General features: G+C 45.4%; 19 protein-coding genes. 13 read left to right on the top strand and 6 right to left on the bottom strand.

What is annotated here, in order from left to right:
* Positions 1–53: 53 nt before the first annotated feature.
* Positions 54–908 carry a DMT family transporter gene (locus GACE_RS10780; protein WP_048093350.1) on the bottom strand — a complete coding sequence of 285 codons (855 nt, stop codon included), beginning with the start codon at positions 906–908 and terminating at the stop codon, positions 54–56.
* A gap of 114 nt (positions 909–1,022) precedes the next feature.
* Here GACE_RS10780 and GACE_RS10775 point away from each other — a divergent pair, with 114 nt between their 5' ends.
* The 7 genes from GACE_RS10775 (at position 1,023) to GACE_RS10750 (ending at position 5,337) form a co-directional block, all read left to right on the top strand.
* Positions 1,023–1,328, top strand: a complete 306-nt coding sequence (locus tag GACE_RS10775; protein WP_148305977.1) for a DUF7344 domain-containing protein — start codon at positions 1,023–1,025, stop codon at positions 1,326–1,328.
* A 64-nt stretch (positions 1,329–1,392) separates the two neighbouring features.
* Positions 1,393–1,986: a DUF1102 domain-containing protein gene (locus GACE_RS10770; RefSeq protein ID WP_048093349.1), complete on the top strand. Its 594-nt coding sequence runs from the start codon at positions 1,393–1,395 to the stop codon at positions 1,984–1,986.
* A gap of 15 nt (positions 1,987–2,001) precedes the next feature.
* Positions 2,002–2,541 carry a DUF1102 domain-containing protein gene (locus GACE_RS10765; RefSeq protein ID WP_048093924.1) on the top strand — a complete coding sequence of 180 codons (540 nt, stop codon included), beginning with the start codon at positions 2,002–2,004 and terminating at the stop codon, positions 2,539–2,541.
* Positions 2,542–2,567: 26 nt separating this feature from the next.
* The gene (locus tag GACE_RS11480; protein WP_084063735.1) at positions 2,568–3,233 is read left to right on the top strand and encodes a signal peptidase I; all 666 of its coding nucleotides are present in this window, start codon (positions 2,568–2,570) and stop codon (positions 3,231–3,233) included.
* Between the two features lie 37 nt (positions 3,234–3,270).
* On the top strand, positions 3,271–3,585 hold the full coding sequence (locus tag GACE_RS11475; protein ID WP_084063734.1) for a hypothetical protein: 315 nt from the start codon (positions 3,271–3,273) through the stop codon (positions 3,583–3,585).
* Complete coding sequence (locus tag GACE_RS10755; protein ID WP_048093348.1) at positions 3,582–4,412, top strand: hypothetical protein; 831 nt, start codon at positions 3,582–3,584, stop codon at positions 4,410–4,412. Before GACE_RS11475 ends, GACE_RS10755 begins: the two co-directional genes overlap by 4 nt.
* A 1-nt stretch (position 4,413) precedes the next feature.
* A complete protein-coding gene (locus GACE_RS10750) occupies positions 4,414–5,337 on the top strand; it encodes a hypothetical protein (protein WP_148305976.1) in 924 nt (307 codons plus the stop codon).
* Here the strand turns inward: GACE_RS10750 and GACE_RS10745 are convergent.
* The 3 genes from GACE_RS10745 to GACE_RS10735 are packed head-to-tail and all read right to left on the bottom strand — an operon-like array spanning position 5,334 to position 6,778.
* Complete coding sequence (locus GACE_RS10745) at positions 5,334–5,870, bottom strand: HD domain-containing protein (RefSeq protein ID WP_048093346.1); 537 nt, start codon at positions 5,868–5,870, stop codon at positions 5,334–5,336. The two genes, GACE_RS10750 and GACE_RS10745, sit on opposite strands and share 4 nt — an antisense overlap.
* On the bottom strand, positions 5,867–6,586 hold the full coding sequence (locus GACE_RS11310; RefSeq protein ID WP_052400302.1) for a pyrroline-5-carboxylate reductase family protein: 720 nt from the start codon (positions 6,584–6,586) through the stop codon (positions 5,867–5,869). Before GACE_RS11310 ends, GACE_RS10745 begins: the two co-directional genes overlap by 4 nt.
* 9 nt (positions 6,587–6,595) lie before the next feature.
* Positions 6,596–6,778, bottom strand: coding sequence for a hypothetical protein (locus GACE_RS10735; protein WP_048093344.1), 183 nt, complete (start codon positions 6,776–6,778; stop codon positions 6,596–6,598).
* A gap of 178 nt (positions 6,779–6,956) precedes the next feature.
* Here GACE_RS10735 and GACE_RS10730 point away from each other — a divergent pair, with 178 nt between their 5' ends.
* The 4 genes from GACE_RS10730 to GACE_RS10715 all read left to right on the top strand — a co-directional run bounded on the left by GACE_RS10730 (position 6,957) and on the right by GACE_RS10715 (position 11,010).
* Positions 6,957–7,622, top strand: a complete 666-nt coding sequence (locus GACE_RS10730) for a DUF4350 domain-containing protein (protein WP_048093341.1) — start codon at positions 6,957–6,959, stop codon at positions 7,620–7,622.
* Between the two features lie 138 nt (positions 7,623–7,760).
* On the top strand, positions 7,761–9,623 hold the full coding sequence (gyrB, locus tag GACE_RS10725; protein ID WP_048093339.1) for a DNA topoisomerase (ATP-hydrolyzing) subunit B: 1,863 nt from the start codon (positions 7,761–7,763) through the stop codon (positions 9,621–9,623).
* Positions 9,624–9,625: 2 nt separating this feature from the next.
* Positions 9,626–10,486: a damage-control phosphatase ARMT1 family protein gene (locus GACE_RS10720; RefSeq protein WP_048093337.1), complete on the top strand. Its 861-nt coding sequence runs from the start codon at positions 9,626–9,628 to the stop codon at positions 10,484–10,486.
* Positions 10,483–11,010, top strand: coding sequence for a cysteine-rich small domain-containing protein (locus GACE_RS10715; RefSeq protein ID WP_048093335.1), 528 nt, complete (start codon positions 10,483–10,485; stop codon positions 11,008–11,010). Before GACE_RS10720 ends, GACE_RS10715 begins: the two co-directional genes overlap by 4 nt.
* On the opposite strand, the gene GACE_RS10710 is transcribed toward GACE_RS10715, so the two are convergent.
* Positions 10,955–12,010 carry a sn-glycerol-1-phosphate dehydrogenase gene (locus GACE_RS10710; RefSeq protein ID WP_048093333.1) on the bottom strand — a complete coding sequence of 352 codons (1,056 nt, stop codon included), beginning with the start codon at positions 12,008–12,010 and terminating at the stop codon, positions 10,955–10,957. The genes GACE_RS10715 and GACE_RS10710 overlap by 56 nt on opposite strands.
* 54 nt (positions 12,011–12,064) lie before the next feature.
* Positions 12,065–12,493, bottom strand: a complete 429-nt coding sequence (locus tag GACE_RS11305; RefSeq protein WP_052400301.1) for a thioredoxin family protein — start codon at positions 12,491–12,493, stop codon at positions 12,065–12,067.
* Positions 12,494–12,567: 74 nt separating this feature from the next.
* On the opposite strand from GACE_RS11305, the gene GACE_RS10700 reads away from it, so the two are divergent.
* Together GACE_RS10700 and GACE_RS10695 are read left to right on the top strand one after the other, a co-directional pair.
* Positions 12,568–14,652 (top strand): DEAD/DEAH box helicase, encoded by a 2,085-nt coding sequence (locus tag GACE_RS10700; protein ID WP_048093331.1) that lies wholly within the window; start codon positions 12,568–12,570, stop codon positions 14,650–14,652.
* Positions 14,653–14,751: 99 nt separating this feature from the next.
* Entirely contained in the window at positions 14,752–16,215 is a 1,464-nt protein-coding gene (locus tag GACE_RS10695; protein WP_048093329.1) for an AMP-binding protein, read from the top strand.
* Positions 16,216–16,217 lie beyond the last annotated feature (2 nt).

The following is a 16,217-nucleotide window of genomic DNA, read 5'->3' as shown; positions in this document are numbered from 1 at the left end:
CCAAAAATCTGTCAGATTTATAAATTTAGCCCCCTCAGTTTGGCGACTTTTCATCACCCATCAGTGGCGGGAGTAATCATCACAGGGGGCTGAGAGATCGTTATGACTGAGAGAAACACAAGCATGAGTGCGATTACGTGCCTGATTCCAATTTTCTCCTTCAAAAATATTTTGCCGGCTATGCTCCCGATGACAGGAGAGGTGGCAGAGAGAGGCGTGACAAGGTTGCTGCCAATAAGACTTACGGAGGTTACAAAAGACAGAATCCCTGCCACCGATATGAGACCGCCTGCAAATCCCATGAAGATCAAAAGATTTCTGCCCAAAGGTATTTTTCTGACAAATCCAAAGAGCAAAACTGAATTCAGGCTTAGACGCAGAAATGCCAGAGTTACCGGAGACAGGTAGTCGGTGAGATAGTCGAGAGTTACAATGGAAACCGACCAGGAAATCGCCGCCAGAACGGCTGTGAAGCTTTTGGCAGTAAATTTTCCTGTCTCCTTTGGTATGGCGATTATGGCAGATATCGTGAGCAGAGACGCCAGCAGAACATTGAGTGTTATGGGATAACCATAAACTGCCAGATCAAGAATCGCAACGAAAACCGGATATGTTGAGGCGAGAGGCAGTGCATAGCTCACCGGAGAGTTTTTCAGGGCATTGAAATAAAGAATATCTCCGATAAAGAAAGAGAATATCGTTGAGAGCACAATAAGGGCTGCAAGTTCGGCATTCAGAGGTTGCATGCCAAATGCAAATACGAGGGGTAAGAGGAAAAGTACTGAAAAGATACTCCTTATCAAATTCCCCGAAAGTTCACTCTCACCTCTTAGACCGATTTTGAACACTATCCCCCCGATTCCCCAGCATACAGCCGAAATCAGAGCAAGAACAACTCCTGCAATCACTCTGCGTAGTTTTCCACGGATGGAATAAAAAATTGCTGTTCAAATCTCATAACAATAACTATACAATTAATTCAATACAATTAACTATATATAATGACCTTAAGAATAAAGGTAATGGCAAATTTATCGGAGATAATCGGAAATGAGCGGAGAATGCTCATGATAATCTTTCTTCTCGAAAACGATGGAAACGCGACGGTGAGGGAGATAACAAACTACATTGTGGAGAAAAACAAAAAGGATGGGCACAAATTCCGGAAAAGCGTTTACGTCAGTCTGAAGCAGACACACATTCCAATGCTGGAAAGAGAGGGTTTTCTGAGGATGGAGAGAGACAGAGTGATTATCGAGAATTCCAAGCTATTTTCCGACTTTGTTTCTCTTCTTCAGGCTTTTAAGCCGCTTTTTTTCGAAAAGTAACTCGCCATTAACAGAATAACCTTTCTCCATACTACAGTTTAGAAATAAAAAAGGAGTTGAAAAAATGAGAAAAACAGGAATTGGCTTGCTGGGAATTTTCGCTACCCTGGCGATCATTCTCGGTGTGGGTGCAAACTTCAGCGATTACAACGCTGACAGAAGTGCCCACTGGACAATAGTAACAGATGATACAGAGCTTATAGATTTGGAGCCTATTCAGCCTTACGCATACATAGGTGAGGATGGTATGCTTGCAATCGATTTTTCGGCAAATAACCCGAATTATCCAGGGTATGGTGATGGAATCAGTCCGTCAAGCGAATACAATTTTGATGAGGTTTTTGCAGTTAGTAACGATTTGTGGGAGCAGTTCCCGATAGTTGTTAGAGTTACTTCGTCAAATGCAAATATTGAGTTTTACGGACATGAAATACCAGGTAGAGTTTACGCAGTCGATGGTGGACAGCTTGCAACAGCATCGGATAGCGCAAGAGAAGACGTGTGCTTTGTGGTTCAGCCAGGAGATTCAGTTAAGATAGGAATTGATCTGAGTGCAAACGGCGATAGTCCGGGAGATGTATGGGATGAGACGATGACAGTTAAAGCATACAGAGCTGGGACAGAGCCTGCAGAGCTTGCCAATTGCGGGCAGACATAATGGAGGTGAATGGAAATGAAAAAATTATTCGGAATAGCGCTTCTTCTTGCAGGTTTGATCCTGGCAATCAGTGCCGGAGCAAACTTCAAGTATTATGAAGCAGACAGGAGCATGTCAGTCGCAATAGTTGCAGACGACAATGAATTCATTGACCTCACACCTCTTCAGCCCTACGCATACCTGAACAACGGTAAGCTAACGGTTGAAATCAGCACAAACAACCAGAACTACAATGAAAGTCTTGGCTTCGGTACGGGTTTGAGTCCAAACACAACATACGTGTTTGAAGAAGTGTTTGAAGTGAGCAACGAGCTCTGGGAAAACAACGAAACCGCATATCCAATATGTGTGAAAATATCGAGCAACGACGGTAACCTAATGCTCTTTACCGGAGACTATAACGAATCGGCTGCATACGGCACGCAGCTTGAGTTCACAGTTGAACACGGAAGCCCGGTTAAAATCGGAATGATATTCGACAACTATGGCCTGGGTCTTGGAACACACACTGCACAGATGAGCCTGAGCGCAGATGCTGGCACATGCCAGACATAATTTTTAATTTTTTGAGTTGAGTCTAAATGCGAATTTTTCAGGTTCTTAGCAATGTCTTTATTGCGATTTCATTCATATTCCTCATATCATCAATCTTTGGCCTGGTTTTGAACCAGCCAGTTTTGTTCTCCTACGCAATTTCAGAGAGCATGGAACCCACAATAGGCGTCGGTGATCTCTTTCTGATCAATCCCCTGTCAAAAGGAGACGCAGGAAGCATAATAGTCTTCCAGATGGGCGATATGTATGTCGTCCACAGAGTGTATGCCATAGAAGGTGATGCATACATTACAAAAGGTGACAACAACATAGCCACAGACCAGCAAAACGGAAAAAATCCCCCCATCAGCACAGATAAGGTGGTAGGAGAGGTCGTAAGCTTTGGAGGAAGGCCGATTCTCGTTCCCGGTGCAGGCAAACTCGTTGAGGCACTGCATTCAAACAGCCTGTTTCTGGCCGCTCTGCTCATAAGCCTCGGTTTTCTGTCTCTCGGTAAAAATAAAAAAACAAAAAAGGAACAGAAAGAGAATCAAAATCTCTGCAGGGCTGTTCTATGGTATCGCCTCGTCAGCCCTTATACTCTCGCTCATAGCATCCACGATGCTTTCATGGGGGACACTTTCCTTCAGCTATGCCTCTACTTCAGCAGGAGGGCAGAACGAGGGGTGGTATCTGCCCGGTTCCGAATTTGAAAAAACACTGAATTTCGAGAACAGAGCATATTACCCAATGATCTTTTTCTTCGAAAAAGATGGAGAGCTGATTGGCAGCAGTCCAGCATACCTGAATCCACGAGATGCCAGAGACATCACACTGACTGTATCTGTGCCTGAAGATACGAGAATCTATTCAGAAGGTGTTGAGGTTTACGCATATCTTCCCCTGTTACCGGTTTCTGTAACGGAGAGTCTTTACAAGACCAGCCCTCTTCTGCCACTGATAGTACAGGTCTCAGCACTGTCTGCGATCCTCATAGCGGTTTACAGGCTCACCGGATTTGGAGAAGATTTCATAGTTTTGAAAAAAAGGAGGTTAAGAATATGAGAATAGTATATGGAATTATCCTGCTTGTCTTCAGCCTGACAGTTTTGCTGGGTTCAAGCGGGAACTTTAGAGAATACGGTGGAGAGAGAACCGCCGTCTACCAGATAACAGACAACAGCAGCTCGTTCATTGCCTTTTCATGTCCCATAGCATCCGTTAAGGTCACCAACGGAGACGTTGTAACAGTCCTGACTCTCACAAACAACCTGAATGAAAATGCAGAGTTCTACATCACACCAGATGTGAACGTCCTTGAGTTCAGCAACCCTGTGGCTATTGATGCGGGAGATTCTGCAGACATTCAGGCGACATACGTTGGTGGAGAAGGTGAATACACCGTGCTGCTGACAGTAGATGCTGTCTGGGCAAACGGATCAGCAAGAATTGAGACCTGCGCGATAAACATCACCGATCCAACACTTGAAATTGAAAAAGTTCTTCTGAGCGGGAATAAAAGTGTCAGGATGGGAGAGAAGGAATACTGGACGTACAGAATTGTCCTGAAAAATTACGGCAGTGATGAATTGCTGACAGTGAAGGATGTCGTTCCAGCCGAGTTTGAAGTTATCGGATTCAACCAGTCATCAGGTAATGTTACGGTAACCCAGAATGGACACGGAATGATGGGCGCATCAAAAATTCTGTGGAACGTAAATGCGGGAGACGTGGAATATTTAGATGTTGAAATTTCGACGAAAATGAATCCTGCAGGAAAGCAGGAATTCATGAGTTCAGGAGAATATTGCATGAATAACGGTGCAGAGATTGTTGAATACGGCATTAAAAGCAATGCACTGACAGTCATTGCCGAGGAGAGAAGTGATTAAAATGAATGAAAACATTAAAAGGATCCTTACTGCTTCGCTTATCATCATTTCAGTCCTTTCTGCAGGAATCGCAGCCTACGCATACACAATTCAGCCAGAAAATGTTGAGGAGAAAACAGTTCAGATTTCAGCCATGAAGGGTAAGCTCACCCACAGCGCAATCCTTTCGAATCAGTCCATTTACGGAAATGAAGTGTCAAGGGAGTACTACCCCGCAGAAATGACGGAGAGTTTCCTGGGCAACTACATCTTCACCACAACCACCGAAAAGACAGGAAGTTATGTGTTCACAATAGATACATCATACTACATCCAGGATGGTAAAAACAGAATTGAGATGTGGAACGAAACCAAATTTTACCAGAGCGGAGAGTATAAGAATTCTGCATCAATAAACTTCACAATAAACCCATCAGAACTCAGAAGCGACCTTGAGAGAGTGAAGGAAGGAACAGGAGTCTCAAGAATGCAACAGGACGTCAGGATTAACTTCAGGGCAAGTGATGAGAATGGTGTTTTCCAGCACTCAGTATCTCTGGTCAAAAAATCAGAGCTTTACAGATTCTCGGATACTGAAAAAACAGAACAGATTACTGAAAATATCAGAAACGTAAAACAAAACTATCTTACCGGAATGGAGATCCAGGATGCCAGGGTAATATATGCTACGCTGACTTTCTCAGCACTCATACCCGCAGCAATCCTGAACAGAGACTATTTCCAGAGAATCAGAGCGAAAAGGATGGAAAGTAATGCATACATGGTAAGTGGCAGAAAAACAGGCAACAAGGTTATTGTGGATAGTCTTGAAGACCTTAAAAAAGTGTTTCAGCTCACAGATAGTCCCATACTTAAAGCCGAGGAAAAAAATGAAACAGTGTACAGCATTGAAGCAAACGGCCTGACCTACGAGTTCAGAAATTAGCTCAGGCCCAGCTCATCTTTTATTTCTTTTAGGCTCCCTATGCTCACCTCATAGAGCTTATCGAGAGGCATTAAACATTCTATAAGGCGTATCCTGTTCCTGTCGCATCCGGCAGCAAAGCTCTTTTCCTTGAATTTCTTTTTGACCGTTTTTGGTGTAACCTCACTGATTTTGCCGCCCTTAACAAGCGCACATGCAATTATAAGCCCTGAAACACTGTCTGCAGCCTGCAATGCGATTTCCACAGGCTCTCGATAATCCCCGTATCTCATGTGGTTGTGCCTCCTGACAACCTCGGCAATGTCCCCATAGCCCTCTCTCTCAAGGATTTCTGCACCGATCTCACCATGTTTATCCATGTCCTCCCCAACAATTTCATAATCAATGTCATGCAAAAGCCCAATTCTGGCCCACAGGTTTTCATCTTCTCCAAGCTCCCTCGCAAGTCCTCTCATTACTGCTGAGACCGCAAGACAGTGCTTCACAAGTTTCTCATCACTCACATATTTTCTCAGAACTTCAAGCTCCTTCAAAGCTCATCCACCCTCCTGCTTGCTGAGATGAGTGCATCCATGAGGTATTTCTCAGCCATAACGACGTTTCTCAGGCCCTCAGCAGTCGTACCGCCGGGAGTGGCAATCCTTCTCAACATCCCGTCAAATCCGTATTTCTCGTAGAGCCTTCCTGCAGTGCCGAAAACATTCACTGACGCTTTCAGAGCGTGTTCATAACTCACTCCCTCTCTAACGGCAGAGATCACAAAGGCATTGATCAGTTTCGCTATTATCGCAGGAGCGCTGCCAATGAAGGAAGTCATAGCTTCAAGTTCTTCCTCACTCCGGCACAGAATGAAATCCGACTCGAGAAACCTGAGATGTTCTGCAGTTTCAGGAGGATAGCATGCGATTACTCCCCCATCCTCAATTCCAATGTTTGTCATCGCCCTGAACGGATTATCGATGTATTTCAGCATTTCCTCAAGCTTTATGCCTGGAACAAAGCTTATCAGAGGTTTTCCCTTGACAATTTCACCTATTCTTTCGAGATTTTTCCTGAAAACGTCAGGTTTCAGAGTAACCAGAAAGATGTTCGCTTCCCTTGTTTCCTCAAATTCAGAAACAGCCGTAACGTTTTCTATATCGGGCAGGAGTTCCTTCCTTCTTCTAACAGCAATAACTTCCGCATTCCTGGACGCGTTTTTAATAATCGCACTTCCCAGATTTCCGGCCCCCAACACCGCAATCTTCATTTTTTCACCTCAGTCACATACAAAACCCATAACTTCCACAACACCTTTATCCTCAACCTCTTCAGGCTTCACCGCAGAGTTATCATAAAGCAAGACCATTCCTTTTTCATAAAGTTTTCTTGCATATTCAACAGCATCCGCACCATCCAGCTTTATTTCCCTGCCATCCTCAACGTATCTGAATACCACCACTGAATGCTATCTATACTACTTCAAATATATCTGTTTCCAATTTCGATGTCAGACTTCGTGTGGCCCCATCCGGCAGAGAGTGCATTCCCATAAAACCCCTGAGAGCCTGACACATAACCATGATACTGGAGATGCAGAGACCTAAAAAATCTTTAACCTGCCGAATCAAAAATCGTCCATGAGCCACATCAGAACTGTTGTGATCGTCATTCTGATTACTTCATCGCTCGTTCTCACCGGCTGTGCGGATGATAGGCCAAGAGATAAAGTCATCATTTTCGATACTGCTCACAGACCCATTTTCAGCCAGTACTCTGAACTAAAGAAGATATTTCGGGAAAGTGGCTTCAATGTCGTCGATGGAGGCGTCGAAAACCTCGACGGTGCCTCTGCATACCTTCTCATGGGTCCGGCACACAAGGTAGATGAACAGGAAATCGCCAAATTCGTCGAAAACGGTGGCATCCTTTTCATCGCCATACACATACCGCCATCCAATCTGGAAAATCTACTTGAAGAGTTTGGATTTTATGTCGAGAAGGAGCCGATAAAGAGACAGATCGTTACGGGTATCCCGCTTGTCGAGCACCCCCTCACGTCCGGAATAGAAGAAATTACCATGTACGGGTGCTTCAGAGTCAGCAACCCGATCATAGGTGAGAAAAAAGAAACCATGAGCTTCTCGTCAGAGAAAGATATGGGGATCGTAGGATTCGCAAAATACGGAGAAGGATTCATCATAGTCGCAGGAGATGACGCTGCATTCACTGACCAGCACATTAACAGCTCGGACAACAGAAAGTTCATCCAGAATATTGCACATTTTATATCTGACAAAAGTTAAGCAGCCATATGTTAAAACCGGCCATAAACAAACCCCGGTCAGAGCAGTGAGAACTGCAGTTGAGATTTGAACAAAATAAATTTTTAAACACTCCCATCCAGTTTTCTCAGTGATAATTCTCACTCACGAGGTGAACGTATGGAGTATTCTGCCGAGCACATAGAGGTTCTAAGCGACCTTGAGGCTGTTAGGAAAAGACCCGGAATGTATATTGGGGGCATTGGGATTAGAGGGCTCCACCACCTGCTGTGGGAAGTGGTGGACAACTCAATAGATGAAGCGCTTGCAGGCCACTGTAACCGCATAAAGGTCGTCCTGCACGAGGACGGGAGTGCAAGTGTTGAGGATAATGGTAGAGGAATTCCAACAGAAATGCACCCTCTGGGCAAGTCAGCTCTGGAGATCGTGCTTACCAAGCTGCATGCTGGAGGGAAATTCAGCAAGAAGGCTTACAAGGTATCCGGAGGGTTGCACGGAGTTGGTATCTCTGTCGTCAACGCTCTTTCAGAATGGCTTGAGGTTTACGTGAAGAGAAACGGTAAAATACACTTTCAGCGTTACGAGAGGGGGAGACCGGTAACAGAACTTAAAATTCTTGGAGAGACAGATGAAACCGGAACGCTTGTAAGATTCAAACCGGATGAGGAGATTTTTGAAACAACGGAATTCAGATACGATATTGTAGCCCACAGACTCAGAGAGCTTGCATTTCTGACAAAGGGTGTCAGAATAGAATTTATAGATGAAAGAAAGAACAAACGGGAGATATTCTATTCGGAAAACGGCATACTTGACTACATCAAAGTCCTGAACAAGACAAAACCAAAACTTCATGAACCGATTTACATTCAGGAAGGTTCCAACAGCACAGATGTTGAGATTGCCATCCAGTTTACAGATACAGACCATGAGGTTGTTCTTGCCTACGCCAACAACATCCACAACGACGAGGGTGGAACACACGTAATCGGATTTCGAGCGGGACTTACCCGAGCTTTGAACGAGTACGGCAAAAAGAAAGTGAAAAAATACACTCCCCTTTCCGGGCTTGATATAAGAGAGGGTCTCACAACAATAATCTCTGTTAAGCTCCCCGAACCACAGTTTGAAGGTCAGACAAAGACAAAACTCAGCAACAGTGAAGTCAAGAGCATTGTTGAAAGTATTGTCTACAGAGGGGTGCTCGAGTGGCTCGAAGAACATCCGGACGATGCAAATAAAATAATTGAAAAGTGTCAGACAACGAGGAGGGCAAGAGAGGCTGCGAAAAGGGCAAGGGAGCTTGTCAAAAGGAAGAGCGACGTGGCCACACTGCCGGGAAAGCTTGCAGACTGTTCATCAAGAAATCCGGAAGAGAGGGAGTTATTTATCGTCGAAGGTGAATCTGCTGGAGGTTCTGCAAAGCAGGCGAGAGACAGGAGATTCCAGGCCATACTGCCAATAAGGGGTAAAATCATAAATGTTGAAAAAGCAGGGATGGTGAAGGTCCTCAAAAATCAGGAAGTGAAAGCAATAATTTCGGCCATAGGGGCGGGGATGGGAAATGAATTTGACATAAACAGGATAAGGTACGGCAAGATTATTATTATGACGGATGCAGATGTCGATGGCGCCCACATAAGAACCCTGCTTCTCACGTTCTTTTACCGTTACATGCGACCCCTGATTGAGTACGGACACCTCTATATTGCCCAGCCCCCGCTTTACAGAGTCAAGAAGGGCAAGAAGACATACTATGTGTATTCCGATGCCGAGCTTGAGGACCTGATGAAGAGAATAGGTAACGCAGAGGTGCAGAGATACAAGGGTCTTGGAGAGATGAACCCGGAGCAGCTGTGGGAAACGACAATGAATCCGCAGAACAGAGTGCTGGTGAAGGTTGCGCTTGAAGATGCTGCGATGGCCGAGGAACTCATCACAGTCCTCATGGGAGAAGATGTCGAGGACAGGAGAAGGTTCATCATGGAGCATTCAAAGGAAGTGAGAAATCTGGATGTGTAACCATGAGGATGCACGCAAGGTGTCCGAGCTGTCTGCTCAACAGAGTCTATCAGGAATGCCGCTACATAACAGATGACGAAGAGCTGATCAGCAGAATAATGGAAAGAGCCATAGAAATCGTTCTTGAGGAGTACAGAAAAAAGGGAGTAAATGCAGTATCCGCAACAAGAGTGCACAGGGAAGTTTACAGAATGCTCGGCACTCATGACCCGTATGCTGGCGTGAAAAAGATAGCAAACGAACAGGCAATGAAGGCACTGCCAACAGCGAAAAAGTACATCGAGAATGGAGACCGGTTCAGGAATGCAGTCATAGCGAGCATAATAGGAAACAGCTTCGATTACGGAGTTCTCGGACATGAGGTCAATGACGGTGAATTCGAACAGTACTTTAAAAGAGAGTTTAAACGGGGCCTTACCATCGACGACACAGATGAAATCAAACATCTGGCGAGAGGAAATGTGGTGTATCTTGCGGACAATGCTGGAGAGATAATTCTCGACAGGTTGCTTGTTGAGGAGGTTAAAAGGCTTGGAGGCTTTGTCAGCTTTGTTGTAAGAGGAAAACCGATTTTGAGCGATGCAACCATTGAGGATGCAAGGATTGCCGGAATCAGTGAGGTGGCCGATGAAATACTGACAAACGGGAAGGGTGCCATAGGCATAATAGAAGAAGAGCTGCCTGAAGATACGAAAGAAAGGCTCGAAAATGCAGACATAATAATTTCCAAGGGCATGGCGAACTACGAATGTCTTTCAGAGGGCAATTACACCAATGTGGCGTTTCTGCTCAGGGCAAAGTGCGAACCCGTTGCGAGGAGCATTGGCGTGAAAGTTGGAGACATGGTGGCGATGCTGAGATGAATCTCAGAGAGAGGACGCTGAAGGAGCTTTTCCAGACCCTATCGGGAATTGAGAAAAAAGAATGCGAGTACTATCCGTGCCACTTTGATGGACAGGACTGTTCTTTCTGCTTCTGCCCGTTCTACCCCTGCCTGATTTACGAGACTGGAGGAGAATTCAAGGACGATAGGGTGTGGAGCTGTGTCAACTGCCACTACATCCACAAAAAGGAAGTTGCTGATGAAATAAAGCTCGAGCTTTTATCATACCCATTCCAGATTCTTGCCGAGGAGGACTGGTTTTTCTACAACGAGATACTGCAGAATCTCCTTTTCGGAGAGGTGAGATGGAAGAAGTCCGGAAAGGCGTTAACACTCTACGACGAAAACTCAGAAGAGTGGTATCTGATAAAGCTAAGGGGATTCGAAATAGAAAGGATAGAAAGGGGAAAACGCGAAGAACTCAGCCAATATGAAGGTATTCTAATCCCTAAGCAACCCCCGTCTTTTCAACGGCAAGCTCCAGCTCATCCTTTCCAGCGTTGATGTCTTCCAGAATTGTGTATCTCTTCTTGCGTATCTGTCTTGCAAATAGCAGCGCCTCGACAACCTGTTCCTTCGTTATGCCAATTTCTCTGGCAGTTGTTGGCGCCTGAACGCTTTCGAGAGCATCTTTTACGGCCTCCCAGTCTCCCGTCCCGTAGTATTTTTGATGCAGATACTCCATGATTATTGCCCCAATACCAACCTGCTCTCCGTGCAATCCCTGCCCGTATCCGAGATAGTCGAGGGCATGACTGAATTTATGCTCCGCCCCGCTTGCCGGCCTGCTTGACCCCGCAATGCTTATTGATACTCCGCTGAGGACGAGACCCCTGACAAGCATCTCAAGGGTTTTCAGGTTCTGAATGTCTAAGCTGGCAGATTTTATCATCAGGCTGGCAGGCATAACAGCCATCGATGCGGCAACCTCGCTGTATGCCTCTCCGGTTTTATCCCTCGAAAGCTCCCAGTCTCTGATAGCAGTTATGTTGGATATCAGATCACCAAAGCCTGCCCTCAGATACCTCACCGGGCTTTTCCTCAGAATCGTGAGATCCGCAAGTATTATTGCCGGCGGGTTTACAGAGAGTGATGCGGGCCTGTTCTTTTCCTTAAAGCTTGCTACCGGTGAAGCCACACCGTCATGGCTTGCAACGGTCGGGATGCTTATGAAAGGCACATTTAATTCGGACGCGAGAACCTTACCAACGTCAAGAACCTTGCCCCCACCTATGCCCATGACGGAGTCAATATCGCTGTAAGCCATGCTGAATTCGAGCTTTCTCACTTCCTCCATACTCGCAGTCTCAACAAAAAACACATCCAGCACACTGTCCCTTATTTTTTCCCTAATTTTCTTTCCCGCAAGTTCATAGCTTCTCCTGCCGCTAAGCAATACAGTGTTCGACAGCCCTGAAAGCTCCATTACCTGAGCGACCTTTTTCCTCGCACTTTCACTGATTTCCACAAAACTCGGTATTTCAGCAATTTTTGTCAGCCTCATGAGGAGTCACCGGAAACGCCAGATAAAATCAGGCAACGATGAAATAAAAATTTTTCAGATGTCAAGAATTTTCTCAAGCTCCTCTTTGGTTACGAAACCTGACCAGCCATTGACAGGGACACCATCCGGAGAGTAGATGACAAACGCAGGATAGCCAAAGTCACCTCCAAAAAGCTTTGCAATTTGCCTTACATCCTCAACATCTTTCTCAGCATTGACTATTGCCGGGATGTATTTGGATTTGAGTTTATCCATTAGCTGCTTATCGCTGAAGACCTCAACCTTCATTTTTTCACAGTAAACACAGGTGTCGGAGCTTACAAAGACGAAGACCATTTTATTCTCCTTTTTTGCAAGCTCCAGAGCTTTTCCGAGACTGTACCATTCACTCTCATCAAATGAGCCAGAATTCGGCAGAATTCCGTAAGCTATGAGAGCCAGACCTGCAACTATGAGTGCAGAGGATAAGAGGGTTTTGTTCATGTCCAGTCCTAATCTAACATTTTTAAAAAAGTTTTGCGAAACTGCTATAAAATGAAAAAACGAACAGCTGGAAAATGGACGTTGAAGAGCTTGAACCATTCATCTCGAAGTTCGGAGTCGATGTGCTCAGGAAAAGGGGGATAAACGAACTGTATCCTCCACAGAAGGAAGCTGTCGAGAAGGGAATTTTCTCAGACAGAAACTTCGTCATCGCCATACCCACAGCGAGTGGTAAAACTCTGATTGCTGAGCTTGCAATGGTTCATGAAACCATCAAAGGAGGAAAGTGCCTCTACACCGTACCGCTGAAAGCTCTCGCAAGCGAAAAATTCAAGGAATTTAAAAAATGGGAGGAAATTGGTCTCAGAGTTGCAATATCCACAGGAGACTACGAGAGCAAAGACGACTGGCTGGGTGAAGCAGACATAATTGTGACGACGAGCGAAAAGGCAGATTCCCTCATCAGAAACCAGGCAGGATGGATAAGAAAGATAAGCATGCTCGTAATTGATGAGGCACACCTCATAGATTCCGCCAGAAGGGGGGCAGTTATCGAGATTCTCGTCGCAAAGCTGAGAAAAATTAACCCGTCTGCAAGAATCATCGCGCTTTCTGCGACAATTCCCAACGCTGACGAGATCGCAGAGTGGCTCGATGCCGAACTTCTGACCAGCGAATGGCGGCCTGTTCCACTTTACGAGGGCGTATTCTATCCCGGAAAAGTTCTGAGGATAAACGACGGTAGAGTTACAGAAATAAAGGCCGGAAAAAACCTTGAAAGCCTTGTTAAGGAAACCCTTTCGGATGGCGGTCAGGTTCTCATATTCGAATCCACGAGGAGGTATGCAGAGAGTCTTGCGGAAAAACTCATCCCTGTTGTCAGAGAATATTCAGACGAGAATCCTGAACTTTCCGAGGAGATTCTGCTTGAAAATGACGGAGAGATGAGCAACAAGCTTGCCAGGTGCGTTAGATTTGGAACTGCATTTCACCACGCTGGCCTGCTTGGATATCAGAGAGAGATCGTTGAAGAGGGCTTCAAAAAAGGCAGGATAAAGGTAGTAACCGCAACGCCAACACTGGCTGCAGGAGTGAATCTGCCTGCAAGGAGAGTCATAATCAAGGGAATAAGAAGATACGAATCGGGAATGGGAAACGTGTTTATCAATGTAAGCGAATACAAGCAGATGGCAGGAAGAGCTGGAAGGCCGGGGCTTGACAGCCATGGTGAAGCGCTGATAATATCAAAAACGAAAAACGAAGCTCTTGAATTGATTAAAAGATTCGTAATGGGCGAACCTGAGAAGGTCACCTCCAAGCTTGGAAGTGAAAACCATCTTAGGTTTCACACCCTCAGCATCATTGCAGAGGAGATTGCAAACAGCGAGGATGAAATCGAGAGTTTCTTTTCCTCAACGTTCTTTGCACATCAAAACGAGTTCACGATGAAGTGGGAAATAAAGAGGATAATCCTCCAGCTCGTTAAGTGGGACTTCGTAAATGCCGATGGAAGTCTTGTCGCAACAGAGATGGGAAAGCTCGTATCCAGACTGTATATTGATCCATTAACAGGCTTCATATTCAAAGAAGCTGGAAAAAGGTTTTCCGAGCTCACAGACATGGCAATCCTTCATCTGATATGCAGAACACCGGATATGGAGCTGCTTTACCTCAGAAAAAGCGACGACTGGATAGAAGACGAAGCCGGATTTTTCAAGGAGGAGCTTACATACTTTCCCTCATACTACTCTTCAGAATATGACTGGTTCCTTAAAGAATTCAAAACGGCGCTCATGCTCTACGACTGGATAAACGAGAGAGATGAAGATGTCATCTGCGGAAAATACGGCATCGCTCCGGGAGACGTCAGAAGGATAGTCGAGACTGCCGAATGGCTCCTCCACGCTCTGACAAAAATGCTCGAATTCATGGAGAATCCGATGACTGCAAGAACCTCAAAGCTTGAAGAAAGGGTAAAGCATGGGGTGAAAGAAGACCTCGTCGAGCTTGTAAGGCTGAAGTGGGTCGGAAGGAAGAGAGCAAGAAAACTGCTCAATGCAGGGATTAAAAACATAGAAGACTTACATGAAAAAAGAAGTATTGCTGAAAAGCTCATTGGCAGGAGAATAGTCGAGAAAATACTTGAAGAGGCTGGCTGACCGCACATTCTGCTGATTTTCCAAGCTTTCCGGCATGTTCCGTGTTGTAAATTATTGATTATAACAAATGTTAAATACTGGCAGTATAACTTTACGTCCATGAGAACTTTTGGTAACCTGCTGGAAAGAGCCTCGAAACTCTTTTCGGATGTCGAGGTTGTAGGCCCTGAGGGCAGAACGAATTACAGAGAGCTTTTCGAGGATGTTCTGAAACTTGCTGGCTGGCTTAAGGAAGAACTCGGTTTGAAAAAAGGAGAAGTTGTTGCTGTTGCGGACTGGAACACCCTCGAATTCATGAAGCTTGTGTATGCCATCCCGATTGCAGGTGGAATTGTTTATCCCGTAAACATCAGGCTTCCTCCTGAACAGATACTGTACACGCTTGAAAGGTCAGATGCAAGGACCCTGATATTCTCCAGGGATTTCGAATTGCTCACCAAAAAATTTGATGGCAGACCCATAAGCATTGACGAGGTTGGAAGAGGGGAGAAAATACTGGATACGACAGAACAGCAGGATGATGCGGTTATAATGTTTACCAGCGGTACCACCGGTCTGCCCAAGGCAGTAAAGTACAGCCACGAGAAATTCATAGATGGTGCTTTGAGCATCGCCACTCAGCTTACAACCCAGGAAACCCCTGCAAAGCTAACCCGGAATGATGTCATATTTCCACAGATTCCGATGTACCACATAGTCTCATGGGGTTCAGTCTTCATAGCCCCATATCTGGGACTGAAACTGGTTCTGGGAGGAAAATTTGAGCCAGGTGCAGTGGTGGAGACCATAAATAACGAGGGAGCCACATGGATAAACGCCGTTCCAACGATGGTGCACATGCTCATTGAGAGCAGCCAGGATTTTGGCAACATCAAGGCTCTTGTCGGAGGGAGTGCGGTTACGAAAAAGCTTGCAGAAAAAATGAAAGAGCGAAACATAGGGTTCTCGATGATATATGGGGCCACAGACATGCTTGCAGCCTCAATTTCGATTTACACATCCTACACCAAAAGCGAAGATATGCTGAGGGAGATTACACACCCGGTGCCATTTGCAGAGTTTAAGATAAAGAAATTTGAAAACTCAGAGATGGGGGAAATTCTCTTCAGGGCACCCTGGCTTCCGATGGAATATTACAGGGATGAGCAGAAGACGAGGGAAAGCTACACGGAAGACGGGTGGTTCATCACCGGAGACATAGGTATTGAGATGCCGGATGGTGGTATCAAGATACTCGACAGGTTTAAAGACGCCATAAAAAGTGGTGGAGAGTGGATTCCAACGAGCATTCTCGAAAGCGTGATTTCGGAGGTTGACGGTGTGGAGCTTGTCGCCGTTGTCGGTAAGAGGGACGAAAAATGGGATGAAAGACCAGTAGCAGTTATAAAAGCCTACAAAGAAATTGAAAAAAGTGCTGTAACAGAATACCTCAAAAAGGCCGCTGAAGAGGGGAGAATAGCCAAATGGTGGATTCCGGACGAAATCGTATTTGTTGATGAAATGCCTCTTACTAGTACGGGTAAAATAAGCAAGCTTGAGCTTAAAAACAGGCTGGGGTGGTAGTG

Source organism: Geoglobus acetivorans (assembly GCF_000789255.1).
Taxonomy (GTDB): Archaea; Halobacteriota; Archaeoglobi; order Archaeoglobales; family Archaeoglobaceae; genus Geoglobus; species Geoglobus acetivorans_B.
This window is presented reverse-complemented; position numbering and strand designations above follow the sequence as displayed.

Bases quoted from the DNA above. Each gene is read 5' to 3' on its own strand.
- GACE_RS10775 (WP_148305977.1), top strand. From the start codon at position 1,023: ATGGCAAATTTATCGGAGATAATCGGAAATGAGCGGAGAATGCTCATG.
- GACE_RS10770 (WP_048093349.1), top strand. From the start codon at position 1,393: ATGAGAAAAACAGGAATTGGCTTGCTGGGAATTTTCGCTACCCTGGCG.
- GACE_RS10765 (WP_048093924.1), top strand. From the start codon at position 2,002: ATGAAAAAATTATTCGGAATAGCGCTTCTTCTTGCAGGTTTGATCCTG.
- GACE_RS11480 (WP_084063735.1), top strand. From the start codon at position 2,568: ATGCGAATTTTTCAGGTTCTTAGCAATGTCTTTATTGCGATTTCATTC.
- GACE_RS11475 (WP_084063734.1), top strand. From the start codon at position 3,271: ATGATCTTTTTCTTCGAAAAAGATGGAGAGCTGATTGGCAGCAGTCCA.
- GACE_RS10755 (WP_048093348.1), top strand. From the start codon at position 3,582: ATGAGAATAGTATATGGAATTATCCTGCTTGTCTTCAGCCTGACAGTT.
- GACE_RS10750 (WP_148305976.1), top strand. From the start codon at position 4,414: ATGAATGAAAACATTAAAAGGATCCTTACTGCTTCGCTTATCATCATT.
- GACE_RS11310 (WP_052400302.1), bottom strand. From the start codon at position 6,586: ATGAAGATTGCGGTGTTGGGGGCCGGAAATCTGGGAAGTGCGATTATT.
- GACE_RS10730 (WP_048093341.1), top strand. From the start codon at position 6,957: ATGAGCCACATCAGAACTGTTGTGATCGTCATTCTGATTACTTCATCG.
- gyrB (WP_048093339.1), top strand. From the start codon at position 7,761: ATGGAGTATTCTGCCGAGCACATAGAGGTTCTAAGCGACCTTGAGGCT.
- GACE_RS10720 (WP_048093337.1), top strand. From the start codon at position 9,626: ATGAGGATGCACGCAAGGTGTCCGAGCTGTCTGCTCAACAGAGTCTAT.
- GACE_RS10715 (WP_048093335.1), top strand. From the start codon at position 10,483: ATGAATCTCAGAGAGAGGACGCTGAAGGAGCTTTTCCAGACCCTATCG.
- GACE_RS10710 (WP_048093333.1), bottom strand. From the start codon at position 12,010: ATGAGGCTGACAAAAATTGCTGAAATACCGAGTTTTGTGGAAATCAGT.
- GACE_RS11305 (WP_052400301.1), bottom strand. From the start codon at position 12,493: ATGAACAAAACCCTCTTATCCTCTGCACTCATAGTTGCAGGTCTGGCT.
- GACE_RS10700 (WP_048093331.1), top strand. From the start codon at position 12,568: ATGGACGTTGAAGAGCTTGAACCATTCATCTCGAAGTTCGGAGTCGAT.
- GACE_RS10695 (WP_048093329.1), top strand. From the start codon at position 14,752: ATGAGAACTTTTGGTAACCTGCTGGAAAGAGCCTCGAAACTCTTTTCG.